Here is a 17,552-nt window from a genome sequence, read left to right on the forward strand (position 1 = left end):
AAAATAAGTCGAAAATTATCAATAATACTATTATCGTGGACAAGCTAAGTTTTATTGACAAGTCGAATCTTATTTTATTAATTAATATCCCCTATTAAGCCGCATGTTCCCCCATGTAGGCTTTTTTTTATTGTATAGGAATAAAGTATGATTAACTTAAAATTTCGTACTTTAATAAAAATATCACGCCATAAATGTAATAATTTAGGATAAAAGGTATTCTTTATAGCACAGAATCAATGTACTATATTTATAGTAGAATACATAAAACAATACATTCAAATTCACAACAATAAAAATGTCTATAGAAACAATGCCTATAAGCCCTTATATATAAATGGTTTATAATCTCTTCATAAATGTATTGTTTTATCTAAAATATTACATTCATTTTTTAAATAATTTACATATATATTTTAAAATTATAAAAATGACATAAAATACCACAGACAATAACATAACCATAAAAATAAATTGACCTACGGAGATTAATTGCATATAAATACACCTCTCTTTCATAAGTATTTGATCTAGGATTATATATTGTAATATATTTACTTATATGTTATATTATTCATGGGGGCGTTGTTGTGAAAAAATATATGAAATCATTAATATCAATGTCAGTGGCTGGATTAATTGTGTCTTCTTTAAGTTTTTCAAATGTATTTGCTCAAACATTAGATTCAAAAAGTAATGTACAAGTTAAAAGTACTGTTCTTACAAAAACTCAAAATAATGAAATGGCTAAGGCATTTAGCAAAGAAAATGTACAGGATGCATTAAAAAAAGTTGATTTCAACAAAAACAATGTTGTACAAACTATAAAACTAAGTGATAATTGTTCACTTAATGTTAAGGTAACATCAATTGTAAATAAAAATTCGCCAAATAAAAACTTGTATAGTAGCAATTCAATAACTAAGTCCGTTTATATTGATGCAAACGCTTTTGTAGGTTGGAAAATTTGGAGTTTACAAGTTGCAGGAACATTCGGTTATGATGGCTATAGCTCATGGGTACAAGATACTAATATTAGCCCTAATACTTTTGTTGCTGGTTGGAGTTATTGTGATTCAAGTGTTAGAGGTGTACAAATTTCTTCACATGAAGCAAAAGTTATAGGAAGTGCAAAATTTTATTTAGGATTACAAGGCACACCTATACAAAGCTTTACGCCAGTTATTGCTGTAGGGTGTGATCAAAATGGTGGAACTATCACATACAACTAAAAATATTCTGTGCAAAGAAAGAGTGTCAAAAGTTTTTGACACTCTTTCTTTGCACAGGATTATTTATGTTATCTTGAATATTAGTGTTAGCAATATTGATATTTTTTAAAACATGAATGTAATATTTTGTTTAAAAATTTACTCTATTATTTAACTATATGTTGTGATTTTTTTAGTATAAAAATCAATATATAGTAACTGAATAGTTACAGTAAAAATACTGATGCATACCAAGTCATTGTAGTATTACCAAAACCAAAATAAAATGTATTGCTTGAAGAATATGCTTGTTTATAACATTCATATGAAGAATCACAATGATAAATTAATGTTAACATCAAATTTTAAAGAATAAACAAAATATATTAATAACCATAATACAGGAGAAAAATGTAATGAAAAAAATTTATATTTTAAGTTTTTTATTAATTATAGTATGCTGTTTTTCAGTATACCTCATATCTACAGATAATGAAAAGTTTTCAAAGAAAGATATAAAAGCCATGTATATATATAAATTGGGTGAAGAAAAATCTATAAATGGTAATAATAAAGATTCTGTTTTAAATTTTTTAAATTCACTAAATTTAAGAGAAATAAGTTTTCAAGACAATTTAGATGGTAATGTATATTCTATTAAAATAATATATAATTCATCATCAAAAATAGCCTATCAAACCTTAAAGTTTTTTTCTAATAAGGTACAGATTACATCATATGATAATAAAAATAATATTTTATTAAACAAATGGTATACACAAAAAAGTAATTCAATAGAATCCTTGAATTATCTTTATTCTTCTGTCAATTATTAAACTTGCTATACACACAAATTATATCCTTATTTTTATAGGTGGACTACCAACAAAACTGACAAATCTCATGTTAAGGAGAATAGTTCTATAAACACTCATTATTGAAACTAAATTACTTACAGAATACAGGTATGAAGCTCGGTGAAGTCGGCGAAAATCAAACTTGTGATAGTGCGAAAAGTAGTCGGGGGGTTATAAAAACGATATGTTAGTGCTAGAATAAAAATAGTACAAGAGAAATTGAGAAAGTTCCCGATAAGAATTAAAGTAAAATTAAGAGATGGGGGGGAACTTAGTCATGAAAAAACAACATGATAAACAGTTTAAAGAAGAATATCCTACAGTGATAGTATAATATTATTTCTTTTCTTTTTTGAATAAGTGTTTAATTTTAAAATTGTTATGTATAATAAGGTTTATTTTTATTTGAATATTAATGAATAAATATTCATCTTTGAGAGCATAACTTAATTGTATTAGGACACAACTTAAATGTATTTGGATTAGTATTGTAAAATTACAACTATGAGGTATACTGAAAATCTAGATAACAGATATGAGGCAGTAAAACCTAATTAACGTATTTTGCAAAAGCATCTTTATATTAAAACAAAAGGTAATATAAAGATGCTTTTGCTTTGATGAGAAACTACTCTAGCACATACCAAAAATATATGATTAAATGCATGAATATGCACTTGCAAGTTTTTTTGTAGACCTCATGGGGTTTCTCGAAAGGACTTGCCGAACTAAAAGTTAATATTTATGATTTATTTGGTAAACTTTATATTATCTAAATAAATAGTATCTGAAGTTGATCCAATAAATAAAATCATATTATTAACTTTGCTGTCATAACTATCAGTAGCTATTTTGGCGAAGTTTAAACTATCATCTGTAGTAATAGTCAAAGTTGCTTTGTAGGTTCCATCGGCCTGTTTTATAAAGTCATTATTCCAAACACGTTTAGCTCTTGTAGGATTTTCCCAACTATAAGAAGAACTTTGTGGAATAGCAGCAATGGATACAGTTGTAGGTGATGGGGCTATAATGTCCAGTGTAAGTTTTTTGTTTCCATAGATACCAATAGATTGACCAAAAATATCAGCTGAAAGACGAACATTTGCCCAAAAGTTTCCTTCAGATATATCATTACTACCTTTAGTATTAAGTCCACTGAGCTTTAAAGCATTGTTAGAATTTTCAAAAGCGATAGTAGTTATTGGGCTATCTTTATTTATACCAAAACCTTGTGTAGTACCATCATTAAAATCCCAGTAGCCTGAAGAAAAGTCTTTTGGTGCTGTTGCAACACTTGATGTAGTGTCATCTTTCACATCATAATTAATTCCTTTAATACGAGCTCGTATATATTGACCTGAAGTAGTTAATTCATTATTTGACCATACAAGATCTGAACCAGGATCAAGGCTTGTTGAACTAGAAAGTGCAGATGCTACTTCATCTTTGTTACTTAATGAAAAATTACACCAGCTTATATTGTTTGCATTTAGAAAATCTAACCATGCATCACATTTGCTTAAGTAAGGACCGGTAGTACCTGTTGCTAAACTAGTTCCGAATTCTGATGCAAAAACAGCAACTCCATGGTTAAGAGCATATCTTACATTACTCATAGCATTTGCTTTATTAGTATCATCAGATGATACTGGGTTGGTACCACTATAAAAATGTACTGAATAAGCTGTGTTTGAATCATCAATAGGGTTATCTGCTGCTAAATCAGGTCTTTGACTCCAAAACGGGTTTCCAACAATGACAAGATTTTTATTGCCATTATTACGAAGTGATTTTATGATAGGAGTTGCATAGGATTTTACTTTAGACCAGCCAGTTGCATCATTTGTTACACCGGGATAGCTGGCATTATTAGGTTCATTACATATTTCATAAATTATATGTTTGTCATTTGGATATAATTTAGCAATATCAGTAATGAAACTTTCAGCTCTTGAATATACGCTGGCATTTGGATCTCCTGGGTTAAGCATATGCCAGTCAACAATAACATACATATCATTTGCAATTGCATAATTTATTCCATTAATAACTGTTTGCTTGATTGATAAGTTAGATGCATATCCACCTTCATTAACATACATAGCAAGACGGATTACATTGGCATTCCAATCGTTAGAGAGTGCTGCAAAAGCATTATTATTAACAATGCCTGGAAACCATTGTAGACCATGGGTACTCATACCTCGCAATTGAATAGATTGTCCACTTGCATCGCATAGTGTGCTAGTACCATTTTTCTTAACAATTTGTAATGCACCTGCATTGGATGGCTTTTTTACATTATAATTACCAAGCAAGTGGTTATGAGTTGTTTCAGCAAAAGCTATTGTTGGAACTAATGATACTAAGAGTGCAGTGACTGCTATAATCGAAAGTATCCTCTTTTTAATAATTTTAAACATGTGATCCCCTCCTAAATGTGTAAATAATAAGTTTTGAAAATAATTACATAAAATGGGCTTTCACATTAATTTAGTATTTTCATGAGTATCTAGAATTATTAAAAGTATATATAGTAGTATAATTATACAAAACATTTTATGCATTGTTTTCCTTTAATCAGAATACAACTTTGTTACTTAATTGTCAATAATTGCATAATGACCATTTAAAAGCTTAGATAAAATTAAAGATAAACAGGAACTTTATGAGAGAATTACTATTTCACTTCTTCAAAAATATATAGGATATTATAACCTACATCAAAATAAGAGTAGACTTCTTAAATGTTTTGAACTTATAAATGTAGAATGTGAAACAAGAATTGATTATCAAAAATGTAGAATCAATTATGTTATGAAGGAAATGGAAGACAGTGGTATTAAGATAACTATTGCTAAAGTATTGCATAAAGCAGGATTAAGAAATAAAATAAATGAAGAAGTTCTTTCTTATTATAAGTGATAAGATAAAAGAAATATAATCGTATAAATTTATTTCCAAAATATAACAACTACTTTTGTAATAAAGAATCCTATTATCCACTGTAAGATATGTTCAACATGTTTTCAACATACTGAACATATCTTGCAGTGGATATAGTTACATAATAAGAAGATTCCGAAGCAACTTCAACGTAACTTACAATTTTTCTAACCATTCAATTGCAAATGCTCTGACTTCATTAATAGACATATTATCAACATTTATAAATGTAGTGTAATTATATCTTGCAAACTACTGTTTTTTATAAGTATGTAATCCATTGAACACTGTCTTAACTTATATAACTCGTCTTTTAGTAGTACCTCTTTTCTATACATGGCAATATTAAGGATTTTTAGAACGCTTTGGATTGTGGCCAGACTCTCCATAGCGTTTTTTCTTGCTTTCAATTTCTATTTTTATTAAATTTAATGTAACTAAAACCATTGCAGTGAATTAGTCGTTTTAAAAGATAGATTATTCAAAGCTTAAAATAATGAATTTAAAGGTTAAACAATATTTATAGATGTATGTAAAATATATTAATAACCTTTATAGACTTAATTAAAAATTCAGCATATATAAATATCAATAGAGTAATGAAAAGCCACATAATAGAAATAACATCTATCATGCAGCTCACTTCTAGATATGTCCAAAACATATCATAATATTTTAGTTATCAGCCTCATACATATAGTTAAATGTAATTGTTGGATTTAAAGAATATGAAGTATATCCACTAGAAAATCCAGATGCTGAATGTTTAAATGACCAATTTTGCTTTAGTGATATTGACGATGAAGGATTTAATACATTTGTATAGAATAATGACACCCCAGGAATATCTATCCATGAATATTGTGAATATGGTCTGATTGAACGTACTTTATTATCTACATAATATTTATTAGTTTCTGTTCCTGAAACAGTTATTTTTCTAACTACTGCACTATTGGGAATTGAAGTATTATTGCTTAAGTCAAAATTTACAGTACGTGATACTTTATTATATGGAGTAACAGTAAGATTAGTATTAAGTGATTGAGTATATGAACCATTTAAGTACCATGGCGCCCCTATAAATATACTGTAGTCACTTCTTGTACTAAAACTTTCAGTAGAAAATATCTTTATATAATAAGTTCCCGAAGTACTTACTTCAAATTTTTTTTGCTGTTTAGTTGAAGGATCATGTATACTTTTGGAGATGATAGTAGAACCATCTTGTGAAATAACATCAGCAGTTATATTGTTATTTGCAGAGTTAATTGTTAATGTTTTAGTACCAGCAGAAAGAAATACTTGATACCAGTCAGTATCATTAGAATTACTTAAATAACAATTCCATAAAATCTTAGGAGTAGATGATAATGAATCTTGAACTGTATTTTCTGTAAGTTGATATGCGGAATTTATAGTGTTATTTACAGTTGTAGTTGAAGTCGAATCAACAACATGAGCAAATGCCACACCAGGAGTGGTAATTAAAGTAATACTTAATGTAAATAAAATTGTCAGGATTTTTTTCTTTAAATTTTTCATGAATTTCCCCCCATAAAAATTAATATTATACTAAATTATAACATAAAATCTATAAAAATTAAGTTGAGCAAAATATTAGTAGTATATGTATTATTTTGGATTTTCTTGCTTTTATTATAAATTGTATTTACAGATAGTCGATAAATATATATATACTAAATTTGTTGGGGGGAGTTTCATTTGTACAGCAAGATATCTTCATACATGAATTACAAAAATAACTTTAATATTTTAAAATCTAATATATTGAATAATAAAACAAGTACTAACAAGATTAATTCAATTGCTAATAAATATAGTTCTGCTAATCTTAGTGAACTCAAGTTCAATAATAATGTTTTAAACTTGAAAAGTGGAGTAAATTATAAAATTAAAACCTTAATGCATGGTTATGCAGAAATATCAGTAAGAGGAAATAACAATGTAAACTTACTTTTTTATGATAAGTACCCAAATACAGATGTTTCTGAAGTATTTTCAGAAGGTGAATTCAATGATATGGCTCAATCAACTAAATTAGTTAATATTATAGGTGGTAATTATCCCTTAGATGAAAAACTAAATTTACTGAGAATTTTTTTTCCTAACTGTCAAGAAGTAAAAGCCAGACTTGAAAGTTTAGGTGCCGAAACTGGAAAATTCATTCAGCTTGGTACCAATTCTGAAAAAGTATTATTTGAACCAAATGGTTGGCTATATACTCAGGATGATATTAATGGTCTTCGAGACGCATATAATCGTAATAATTTTTCTGACTTTGGATATAATGAAAATTCTAAGTTTGAAATTGATGGTAAAGAATTTAAGTTGGATAGTACTGGTCATCTTAATATTCCAGAAGGCACTATATGTACGCCAGATAGAGTTAAAGTTATAAAATAATAAGTTATTTAGAGGATAAATTAAAAGAGCTTAAAGGAGTATAGCCAACATTTCCGACAAAACCTACGCTAAGACATATATTACTAAAACACTGATATATTCAAAAAATTCTTTGAATATATCAGTGTTTTAATTACTATAAAATATATTTTAAAAATGAAAAATGTAGGATTTGAATCACACTATAAGAAAATTGTTAAATAAATTTAATGTAGATTACATCTGATTCTTTTATTGGTTTTCCAATTCTTTTATCCTGTTTCCATTGTGGAGCAATACTATCTTCGCCTCAATATTCATCAAGGCTTATTATCTTTTCTACTAAAAGTTTTATAAACGATGTAGCATGAAATGAAGCACTATTATCAGAGAGCCAAATTATTATAACTGAAATATTCTATCCTTAATAATTGGTATTCCTAAAGGTCTCATTTTCCCATTTTTCTTTGGAATATATGCTCTTTTAGCTGGATTAGGTCTGATATTCTTTATATCATATTCTTTTAGAAGGTTATATAGTTTCAACCTATCACTTGAACTTAGAATAATTTGACCGTCAACACAAGGGGTTTGTTTACCTTTATTAATCTGCGTAACTCTCTTTATTGAGAGTAGTAAATTAGCATTACTTCTAATCATTAATCTTTGGAGCTTTTTTACTTTTCTTTTCTGTCCCAACTGTTCAGCACGAAAAATCCGTTGGCGAAGTTTCTTCACATATCCGTATATTTTCTTCCAGTCTATTGCTTTTCAGCTTTGTATATGTGGAGAAACAGCCGACGTATCAAATTTATTAATAGTTTTCAAAACTTGTCTCTCCTTTAAGATTCCTCTTTACGTTTTCTTTCGTGTTAATGACCATGTGGAAGTCTGCCCTCTTTCGAGTGAGTTATTAAACTCTATCCAATAGGTTATTTCTTTCCTTAAACTTTCGTTTCACTGGCATTTGCTTTCTCCACATTCCTTTACCCTCTGGTATTGTAACTTTCTTTCGATTATCCTACCTCTATCGAGGAACTCAAAGGGCTTACCAAGTTCCACTATTAGCAGATTCAAGTGGGGAAGCATCCTTCTTATACTCCGATGGATATATGGGTTGCTGCATGATTGGAATGCGATTCAATCTTTCCTATCCATATTAAGCTTGTTACACCGCAGTACGCTTATCGTAAATTACGAAGATTACAAAGGTTTAACTTTCATTTATACTTTCCACTTTTCCCCTAACCCTGTGTTGCTTCTGCGTAAGGCAATACATTAGGTAGCTAACTCTCATGCAACCTACAAACCAATTACTTGGAATGCAGTTCCAAGCGGGGATACGTTTAGCAACTAACGTAGTTTCTATCGAAACACTACTAAATAGCGACTTCTTGTCGCACCGCCATATTTTACAACTATGAACTAAATGTTTAGAAAAGTAATTATATCCTACAGTAAGAGAATAATATTATTTCTTTTCTTTTTTTGAATAAGTGTTTAATTTTAAAATTCTTGTCTACAACAAAATTTATTTTAGCAGAAAAAATAAGCTTTAGGTACTCATTCAAAGTATCTAAAGCTTATTTTTATTTGAATATTAATGAATAAATATTCATTGGCTGGTAAAGCTCAAAGTTGTACTGCTAACCCTCAAAGTTGTACTAGTGAAGGTCAAAGTTGTACTTGGACTAGTGTACTAAAGGACACTTATATTTTTAGCTGCAGCCTGTAGTAGATCCACAATCTAAACAAACCATGCAGGTTCCATTCCTAACCATCCTTGTGCTGGCACAATTTGGGCAGGTAACGCCATAAAGCCTTTCGCCGTCAACCTTTTTTAATTTAAATTTGTTTTCCAAAATGTTTGGTGAAGATATAGTGCTTTTATTATTTGTATTTAAAGTATTTTCATCATAGTTTTCAGGTTTAACCTGGCATCTTGAAAAATCTCCTAGTTCAATATCAATAACTTTACTTATTAAGTCAGATATTGAAGATACATGTTTTATATAAGGATGTTTTTGTACAAAACCATAAGGTTCATATTTTTGACCTCTTAGCATTCTTGCGATATCCTGAGGAGGTACATGGTATTGAAGCATTACAGAAACAGCTTTAGATAGAGAATTTAAAAGTCCCATTATTATAGTTCCTTCTCTGTCTGTAGTTATATATATTTCTGATATTTCACCATTTTCACGTCTATTAACAGTGGTATATATTTTAACATCGTCAATTTGTGCAGGGTGAGTTGTACCACATCTTATACCTACAGGTTTATCACGTTTTGAAGGTTTTATTCCCTTTTGCAAATCTTTAGCTTTTTGTAGAAGCTGCTTATAAGTTAAATTTTCAAGCTTGGAATCTGTATTATCTGCAAGGCTGGTATTTAAAGGTTGTGCAGCTTTAGATGAATCTCTATAAAGCGCTATACCTTTTACACCAAGCTTCCAGGAAGATAGTACTATATTTTTAAAATCTTCTATAGAAGCAGTTTTAGGTAAATTTACAGTTTTAGATACTGCTCCAGATATAAGGGGAGTGATAGAAGCTACCATAAGTACATGACCCATAGGTGATATATATCTTTCGCCACTGCCGCATCGGTTAGAAGTATCAAAAATAGGTAAATGTTCTTCTTTCAAATGAGGAGCACCTTCAATTTTACCATCTAGAACTTTTTCATATGTAAAGCCGTTTTCTGTTACTGTTTCTTTTTCAAGTACATAAGCTAAAATGTCTTCTATTTCATCACTTGAATATCCAAGGTTTTTTAAAGCTGTGGTTATAACAGGATTTATCATGGTTAAAAATCCACCACCTGAAAGTTTTTTATATACTATATGACTGAAGAATGGTTCAATTGATGTAGCACTACAGTCCATAGCAAAAGATATAGTACCAGTAGGGGCTATTACAGAAACTTGGGCATTCCTATATCCATAATTTTCACCATAAATTAAAGCTTTAGAAAAACAGTCTTTAAGACATAAGCTTATATATTTAAAATTTTCTTTGTTTAAAGTATCATGGTTTACTTTTAGTGGGGTATAATTTAAGCCTTCAAAATTATTGCCATATTTAGTTGAATTATCTTTAAGAACAGTATCAGGATTAACGCCTGCAGTTCTTGCATGATTTCTTATAACTTTCATCATATAAGGTTTATTTATTTCAAATTTTTTAAAAGTACCAACTTCTTTAGCCATTAAAGAAGATATATAATATGAATAACCTGTAAGAATTCCTATTAATGAAGCTGCTAGATTTCTAGCTTCATCAGAATCATATGGATAGCCAATTACCATAAAAAGCGATGCTATATTGGATACACCAAGTCCTGTAGGTCTAAATAAATAGCTTTTTCTTGCAATATCCTCTGTAGGATATTGGCCCCAATGTATAGAAGCCTCAAGAATTAATTGAACTAAGCCAATTACATGAAGATATCCATCTATATCAAATTTGTGTTCAATGTTATTATAAAATCTATATATGTTTATAGAAGCTAGATTACAGGATGAATCATCTAAAAAGGCATATTCACCACAAGGGTTTGTGGAATTAATTTTATTATAAGGAGCATTTAAAATACCATCCTCTCCAGCAGGGCAAGTATGCCAGGCATTAAAAGTATCACTAAATTGAGGAGCAGGATCAGCACACTGCCAGGCTGAAGAATTAAAAGCCTCCCAAATGTCAGATACATTAATAATTTTATCTAGTTTAGAATCAACTCTACCTTCTAGTTTTATAGTTTCTTCAGGTTTATTATTTAAATTATCAACCTTGTTCATAAAATAATCTGAAAATCTAACAGAATTATTGCTGTTTTGGCCAGAAACCGTTTCATAAGCTTCTCCATCAATATCCATGTCATATCCCATTTTTCCAAGAGCTCTTACTTTATTTTCTTCTTTAGCTTTCCAGGTTATGAAATCCATAATTTCAGGATGATCTACATCTAAACATACCATCTTAGCAGCTCTTCTTGTTGTGCCACCGGATTTTATAGCACCAGCATTCCTATCTAAGCCTTTTAAAAAGCTCATTAATCCAGATGAAAAACCACCACCAGAAAGTTTTTCGTCTTTTGCTCTTATAGAAGAAAAGTTAGTGCCTGTTCCAGAACCTCCCTTAAAAAGTTTTGTCTCTGTAACATATTGCTCAGATATAGAGTGTGGACCTAAAAGTTGATCTTCTATAGACAATATGAAACAAGCTGATGCTTGAGTTCTAGTATAATTGTCAGGAGACTTAATCACCTTCTCTTTATTCTCATCAAAATAGTAAAGACCTTGGTTACTTCCTTTTATATCATAAGAATGAGCAAGTCCTGTGTTAAACCATTGAGGGGAATTAGGTGCATACATTTGATTTAACAAAGCGTAAACACTTTCATCATAAAATATAGAAGCCTCTTCTTCAGTTTTTATAATGCCTTCGTTTTTTAAAGCTTCACACCAAAAGTTAACCATCCTATGAGCTACAGCTTTCATACTATTTTCACAGCCACTTTCGCTTGGAACACCTGCTTTTCTAAAATATTTAGAGGCTATAATATCACAAGCAGTCTGGGAATATTGCTCAGGAAATTCAACATCCTTCATGTCAACTAATACTTTACTACTTTTATGGTCTTTAAAAAAAACATCTGTTTTTTTCCACTTAAATAAGTCGTATACAGTTTTATCTGTATTGCTTGTTAGTTCCTTTGTGTAATATCTTTTAAATAAATCTTTTATGGATTTCAAAATAAATATCCTCCTTGTAATATAAAACTATGTTATACTATATGTAGTATAGTATCCAAAATATAATACTATATGTAGTAACATGTTTATTATAATGGATAACAGTGTTAAATTCAACAATAAATATTATTAAATATTTGTTATTTTTAAAGAACTAATAATGCAGTAATTAATTTTAATAGAGTATCTAATTTTATATAAGAATTAGTAAATTATACATTTCATCATTTAAAAAGTTTAATTTTGAATATTAACAAAGTTGACAATAGTAAGCAAGAAGTTATAAACTCTATTCAAAGTATAAGTGCTATTTCAGAAGAAGCAGCAGAGGCTGCAGAAGAAATATCTGCTATAATACAAGAATATACAGTAAGTATGGCTCATATTCAGGAAACAGCTAAAAATCTCACTGATGTAGTAGATAAATTGGAGTAGAGTATAAATAAATTTAAAATGTAATAAATAATATAGTAAACCTTTAAGAGTAGCAGCAAAATATTTATATATATTAAAATACCAATGATAAATTTATATATTATAAGAGAGGTGATAAACTTATGATAATTAAATATAAAAATATAAATCCTAAAATAGATGAAAATGCTTTTATGGCGCACAGTGCGGATATTATAGGAAAAGTTACTTTAGAAAAGGATGTTAGTATTTGGTTTGGGGCTGTACTTAGAGGAGATTGCAATTCTATATACATAGGTAAAGGCAGTAATATTCAGGATAATTGTACTGTGCATGTTGGACATGATAGTTCTGTAGAAGTAGGGGAATATGTAACTGTTGGTCACAATGCTGTTATACATGGATGCAAAATTAATGACTATTGTTTAATTGGTATGGGATCAACTATTATGAATGATGCAGAAATAGGCACTGGAACTATTATAGGTGCAGGAAGTTTAGTAACTGAAGGAAAAAAGATACCTTCTGGAGTTTTGTGTATGGGATCACCTGCTAGGGTTGTACGAGAGCTTACAGAAAAAGAAAGAGAATATATCATAAATTCAGCACATAGTTATATAGAAGAATCAAGAGATTATAAATAGTGGAGTGTAGGCTTTAAAAGGCCTACGCTTTTTTTGAGAGGACAACTGACAGAGGACAGAGGACAGTGAAGGTTGATTTTTTGCTAACGCAAAAGAATCTTTAAATTTATACAAACCAACAATCTTTCGCTTTAGCGAAACGAGGTATCAAAAATTTAATTTAAGATTTTTCGTAGCTCAGCGGAGAAAAATCATCCTTCACTGTCCTCTGTCAATTGTCCTCTGTCCTCTTAAAAGTATTGTGTCATAGTATTTCTAGTTAAGCCAAACTTTAGTAATGAATAGGATAATAAATCCAAATATAGTAAAGGCTATTGCAAAAATAGGCACTAAAACTTCAAACATAGCGATAGTTATTGCAGCTATATCTTTAAATTCCAATTTAGGTTTTTGGTACAATTGGTTTTCATCACTATTTTTATTATTTTTCATAAAGATGCAACTCCTTTTGTGTGTTTTATGTCAGATGACAACTTACAAAATGGCCGCCACCTACATCTTTATACTGAGGTACCTCAGTACTACATTGTTCTTTAGCATATGGACACCTTGTATGAAATTTACATCCTGAAGGAGGATTAGCTGGACTAGGTATATCACCTTTAAGTATAATTCTATTTCTTTTAAATGTAGGATCTGGCACTGGTGCTGCAGATAATAAAGCTTTTGTATATGGATGAAGAGGATTTTTGAAAAGCTCATTTTTTTCTGCAAGTTCTACCAGGGAACCAAGATACATGACACCTATTCTATGGCTTATATGTTGAACAACACTTAAATCATGAGATATAAATAAATAGGAAAAGCCTCTTTTTTCTTGCAAATCAGTAAGAAGGTTTATTATTTGTGCCTGTATTGATACGTCAAGTGCTGATACTGGTTCATCTGCCACAATAAACTTAGGATTAAGAATAAGAGACCTTGCAATTCCTATCCTTTGTCTTTGTCCTCCAGAAAACTCATGAGGATATCTTTTTATATGATATGGTGCTAATCCGCATATTTTCAAAGTTTCTGATACTTTATCTTTTAGGTCGGATTTAGAACAAAGTTTATGGTCTAAAAGAGATTCTCCTACAATTTCTCCTACAGTCATTCTAGGATTTAAGGAGCTGTAAGGATCTTGAAATATTATTTGCATATCGGTTCGCAGTTTTCTTATTTCATTTTTATTTAACTTATAGATGTCTTTGCCATCAAAAGTTACTTGGCCAGCAGTTTTTTCTAGTAGCCTTAATAAAGTTCTTCCTGTTGTTGATTTTCCACAACCAGACTCTCCAACAAGACCTAAGGTTTCACCCTGTTTAACTTCAAAGGATACATCATCGACTGCTTTAACTTGCCCAACCACTTTTTGAAAAACTCCACCTGTTATTGGAAAGTATTTTTTTAGGTGTTCAACTTTTAATATGCAATCTTTCATTTAGTTACCTCCTTATAATTCCAACAAGCAATTTTATGTCCAGGTTCTACTTCTACAAGAGCAGGTTGAGATTGTACACATTTATCAGTACATTTACTGCATCTTGGATTAAAATAACATCCTGTTGGCATATTTAGAGGATTTGGCACTTGCCCAGGTATAGAATACAATCTATCAGATTCTTTATATATAGCAGGTTTTGAGTTAAGAAGTCCAATAGTATATGGATGCAGTGGATTTTTATATAGTTCTAATACTGAGGTTTCTTCTACAATTTTTCCAGCATACATAACTACTATATAATCAGCCATTTCAGCTACAACTCCAAGATCATGGGTAATAAGCATTATAGATGTTTTTAACTTTTTTTTAAGTTCTCTCATAAGATCAAGTATTTGTGCTTGAATGGTAACATCTAATGCAGTGGTAGGTTCATCAGCTATAAGTAATTTAGGATTACAGGAAACTGCCATGGCTATCATAGCTCTTTGTCTCATTCCACCACTTAATTCATGAGGATAGGAATCCACTATTTCGTCCGCTCTTGGTATTCCTACTAATTTAAGGGATTCAATACTTTGTTTTCTAGCTTCTTTCTCGTCCACATTTCTATGAAGTATTATAGCCTCGCTTATTTGTTCACCTACAGTAAAAACAGGATTTAAGGAGGTCATTGGTTCTTGAAATATTACGGATATTTGATTACCTCTTATTTTCATCATTTCTTCATCGGGTAACTTTATTACATCTTTCCCATCAAAATAAATTTCTCCACCTATGATTTTTCCAGGTGGGTTAGGAATTAATCGCATAATTGACATAGCTGTAATACTTTTTCCACATCCGGATTCGCCAACTACAGCTAAGGTTTCTCCTTCTTTTATTTTAAAACTAACATCATCTACAGCTTTTACTAACCCGTCTTCAGTATTAAAATAAGTTTTTAGGTTTTTAACTTCTAATAAGTCTTTTGTCACTTTGAACACCTCCTACTTCTTTAATTTTGGATCTATGGCGTCTCTTAATCCGTCACCCAAAAGATTTATTGCTACAACTGTTAAAAGTATACACACTCCAGGTGGAATCCAGTTCCATGGCTGATATTGAAGTACATACATATTTTGAACTGATTGAATTAGAGTTCCCCAGGATGGTGTAGGTGGTGTTACTCCAAGTCCTAAAAAGCTTAGAGTGGATTCTGTAAGAATAGCACCTCCAATTCCTAAGGTGGCTGTAACTATAATAGAAGCAAGGGTATTTGGAAGTAAATGTCTAAGTATTTTTCTTGAATCTTTTAATCCTAGTGCTTCTGCTGCCTGCATGAATTCTTGTTCCCTTAAGGAAAGAATTTGAGCTCTAACTAAACGGCAAAGTCCTGGCCAACTTAAAGCACCTATAATAAACATAACTACAAACATTTTATTTTCAGGTCTTACCTTTAAATCTGACATAAGTGCTCCAAGAGCCATTAATATAGGTAAGAAAGGAATACATAAAAATATATCAACTATTCTCATTATTATTGAATCTATTAATCCACCGTAAAATCCAGCTATTGCGCCTAGAATACTTCCTAAAACGATTTCAACTATTACAGCGAAAAAACCAACAGCAAGAGAGATTCTGCCTGCATACATTAACCTTGCAAAACTATCTCTTCCAACTTCGTCTGTACCAAGCCAATGATGTATTGAAGGCGCAGCAGATATATTGACTAAATCTAAAGTATCCATTTTGTAAGGGGATATATAAGGACCTACTATAGCAAATAATAGCATAAATACTAATATACCCAGGCCAACAATTGCTAATTTATTTTTCTTCAATCTATTCCAAACAATTCTAGTGGGACTTAATATTTTTTCTTCTTTAATTTTGTTTGTATTAAGTTTTGCTTCCATAATAACCTCCTCCTATTTTAATCTAATTCTTGGATCAACTACTGCGTATGCTACATCTGCAATTAAGTTTCCAAGTAGAGTTAAAATTGCAAGCAACATCGCGATAGCCATAAGTAGTGGATAATCTCTAGCATTTGTAGCTATAACCTGAACAGGTCCGATTCCAGGCCAACTGAATATTTGTTCTGTAACTATAGCACCAGAAAAAAGTCCAGGTAACCAAAATCCAAGAAGAGTTATTACAGGAATTAGAGCATTTTTTAAGGCATGTTTGTATATTACAACCTTTTCTCTTAGTCCCTTTGCTCTAGCAGTTCTAATATAATCTTGTCTTATAACTTCTAACATGCTGGATCGCATGTATCTCATTATGCCTGCTACGCTTGCAAGGGTTAATACAACAAAAGGTAAAAACATATGGTACATACAATCACAAAGTTTAGATAGTCCAGTAGCAGTACTTCCCGGAGCAGACATTCCGGACACTGGGAATATGCTTAAATCTACTGCAAACCATTTAATTAATAGTAAACCAAAGAAAAATGTTGGTATGGATATACCTATAAGGGCAAATATGGTAAAAAAGGAATCGAAAAAGGAATATTGTTTTGTTGCAGATATAACTCCTATCGGAATAGCAATTAAAATAGTAGTTATTGAAGAAATTAATCCTAGGTAAAAAGAATTCCATATAAAATCACCTATTACTTTTGATACAGGCTGTTTATAAAAATAAGATTCACCTAAGTCACCATGAACTATTCCCTTTACCCAATAACCGTATTGTACAATTTTAGGTTTATCTAAATGTAGTTTATGTCTAAGCTCTGTTCTTTGCTCAGCGGTAGCATGTGGATTAAGTGAAGTTATTGCATCACCAGGAGCTAATGTAAGTATAAAAAATATAAGCAAAGATACACCTATAAGCACTGGTATCATTTGCAGTAATCTTCTAATTATATATTGTCTCATTTTATTCCTCCTTATTTTATG

14 protein-coding genes are annotated in these 17,552 nt (G+C 30.4%); 5 read left to right on the forward strand and 9 right to left on the reverse strand.

Translation table 11 applies throughout. The annotated features are described in order from the left end of the window. Nucleotides 1-590 precede the first annotated feature (590 nt). Nucleotides 591-1,232, forward strand: a complete 642-nt coding sequence (locus HBE96_RS09225) for a hypothetical protein (RefSeq protein ID WP_169297485.1) — start codon at nt 591-593, stop codon at nt 1,230-1,232. A 395-nt stretch (nt 1,233-1,627) separates the two neighbouring features. Continuing rightward, complete coding sequence (locus HBE96_RS09230; protein ID WP_169297486.1) at nt 1,628-2,047, forward strand: hypothetical protein; 420 nt, start codon at nt 1,628-1,630, stop codon at nt 2,045-2,047. Between the two features lie 770 nt (nt 2,048-2,817). On the opposite strand, the gene HBE96_RS09235 is transcribed toward HBE96_RS09230, so the two are convergent. Both HBE96_RS09235 and HBE96_RS09240 read right to left on the reverse strand, forming a co-directional pair. Continuing rightward, nucleotides 2,818-4,491 (reverse strand): cellulase family glycosylhydrolase, encoded by a 1,674-nt coding sequence (locus HBE96_RS09235; RefSeq protein WP_169297487.1) that lies wholly within the window; start codon nt 4,489-4,491, stop codon nt 2,818-2,820. A 1,198-nt stretch (nt 4,492-5,689) separates the two neighbouring features. Further along, nucleotides 5,690-6,559 (reverse strand): hypothetical protein, encoded by an 870-nt coding sequence (locus tag HBE96_RS09240; RefSeq protein WP_169297488.1) that lies wholly within the window; start codon nt 6,557-6,559, stop codon nt 5,690-5,692. 180 nt (nt 6,560-6,739) lie between these two features. Between HBE96_RS09240 and HBE96_RS09245 the strand changes: the two genes are divergently transcribed. Continuing rightward, complete coding sequence (locus HBE96_RS09245; protein WP_169297489.1) at nt 6,740-7,441, forward strand: hypothetical protein; 702 nt, start codon at nt 6,740-6,742, stop codon at nt 7,439-7,441. Between the two features lie 381 nt (nt 7,442-7,822). Here the strand turns inward: HBE96_RS09245 and HBE96_RS09255 are convergent, their stop codons facing one another. Both HBE96_RS09255 and HBE96_RS09260 read right to left on the reverse strand, forming a co-directional pair. Continuing rightward, nucleotides 7,823-8,185 (reverse strand): reverse transcriptase N-terminal domain-containing protein, encoded by a 363-nt coding sequence (locus HBE96_RS09255; protein ID WP_169297535.1) that lies wholly within the window; start codon nt 8,183-8,185, stop codon nt 7,823-7,825. 953 nt (nt 8,186-9,138) lie between these two features. Beyond that, a complete protein-coding gene (locus HBE96_RS09260) occupies nt 9,139-12,177 on the reverse strand; it encodes a vitamin B12-dependent ribonucleotide reductase (RefSeq protein WP_169297490.1) in 3,039 nt (1,012 codons plus the stop codon). Between the two features lie 243 nt (nt 12,178-12,420). Between HBE96_RS09260 and HBE96_RS09265 the strand changes: the two genes are divergently transcribed. Next, the gene (locus HBE96_RS09265; protein ID WP_169297491.1) at nt 12,421-12,612 is read left to right on the forward strand and encodes a hypothetical protein; all 192 of its coding nucleotides are present in this window, start codon (nt 12,421-12,423) and stop codon (nt 12,610-12,612) included. A 122-nt stretch (nt 12,613-12,734) separates the two neighbouring features. Further along, on the forward strand, nt 12,735-13,235 hold the full coding sequence (locus HBE96_RS09270) for a gamma carbonic anhydrase family protein (protein WP_169297492.1): 501 nt from the start codon (nt 12,735-12,737) through the stop codon (nt 13,233-13,235). Nucleotides 13,236-13,490: 255 nt separating this feature from the next. On the opposite strand, the gene HBE96_RS09275 is transcribed toward HBE96_RS09270, so the two are convergent. From HBE96_RS09275 to HBE96_RS09295, 5 genes are read right to left on the reverse strand one after another with little or no spacing between them, the layout of a single operon-like run. Further along, nucleotides 13,491-13,667, reverse strand: a complete 177-nt coding sequence (locus HBE96_RS09275; protein WP_169297493.1) for a hypothetical protein — start codon at nt 13,665-13,667, stop codon at nt 13,491-13,493. A gap of 25 nt (nt 13,668-13,692) precedes the next feature. After that, the gene (locus HBE96_RS09280) at nt 13,693-14,658 is read right to left on the reverse strand and encodes an ABC transporter ATP-binding protein (RefSeq protein WP_169297494.1); all 966 of its coding nucleotides are present in this window, start codon (nt 14,656-14,658) and stop codon (nt 13,693-13,695) included. Further along, a complete protein-coding gene (locus HBE96_RS09285; protein ID WP_169297495.1) occupies nt 14,655-15,635 on the reverse strand; it encodes an oligopeptide/dipeptide ABC transporter ATP-binding protein in 981 nt (326 codons plus the stop codon). The genes HBE96_RS09280 and HBE96_RS09285 overlap by 4 nt, the downstream gene beginning before the upstream one ends. A gap of 12 nt (nt 15,636-15,647) precedes the next feature. Further along, nucleotides 15,648-16,559 carry an oligopeptide ABC transporter permease gene (opp4C, locus tag HBE96_RS09290; protein ID WP_169297496.1) on the reverse strand — a complete coding sequence of 304 codons (912 nt, stop codon included), beginning with the start codon at nt 16,557-16,559 and terminating at the stop codon, nt 15,648-15,650. Between the two features lie 12 nt (nt 16,560-16,571). After that, nucleotides 16,572-17,531 carry an ABC transporter permease gene (locus tag HBE96_RS09295; protein ID WP_169297497.1) on the reverse strand — a complete coding sequence of 320 codons (960 nt, stop codon included), beginning with the start codon at nt 17,529-17,531 and terminating at the stop codon, nt 16,572-16,574. Nucleotides 17,532-17,552: the final 21 nt, after the last annotated feature.

It is taken from the genome of Clostridium muellerianum (genome assembly GCF_012926525.1).
GTDB lineage: Bacteria > Bacillota > Clostridia > Clostridiales > Clostridiaceae > Clostridium_AM > Clostridium_AM muellerianum.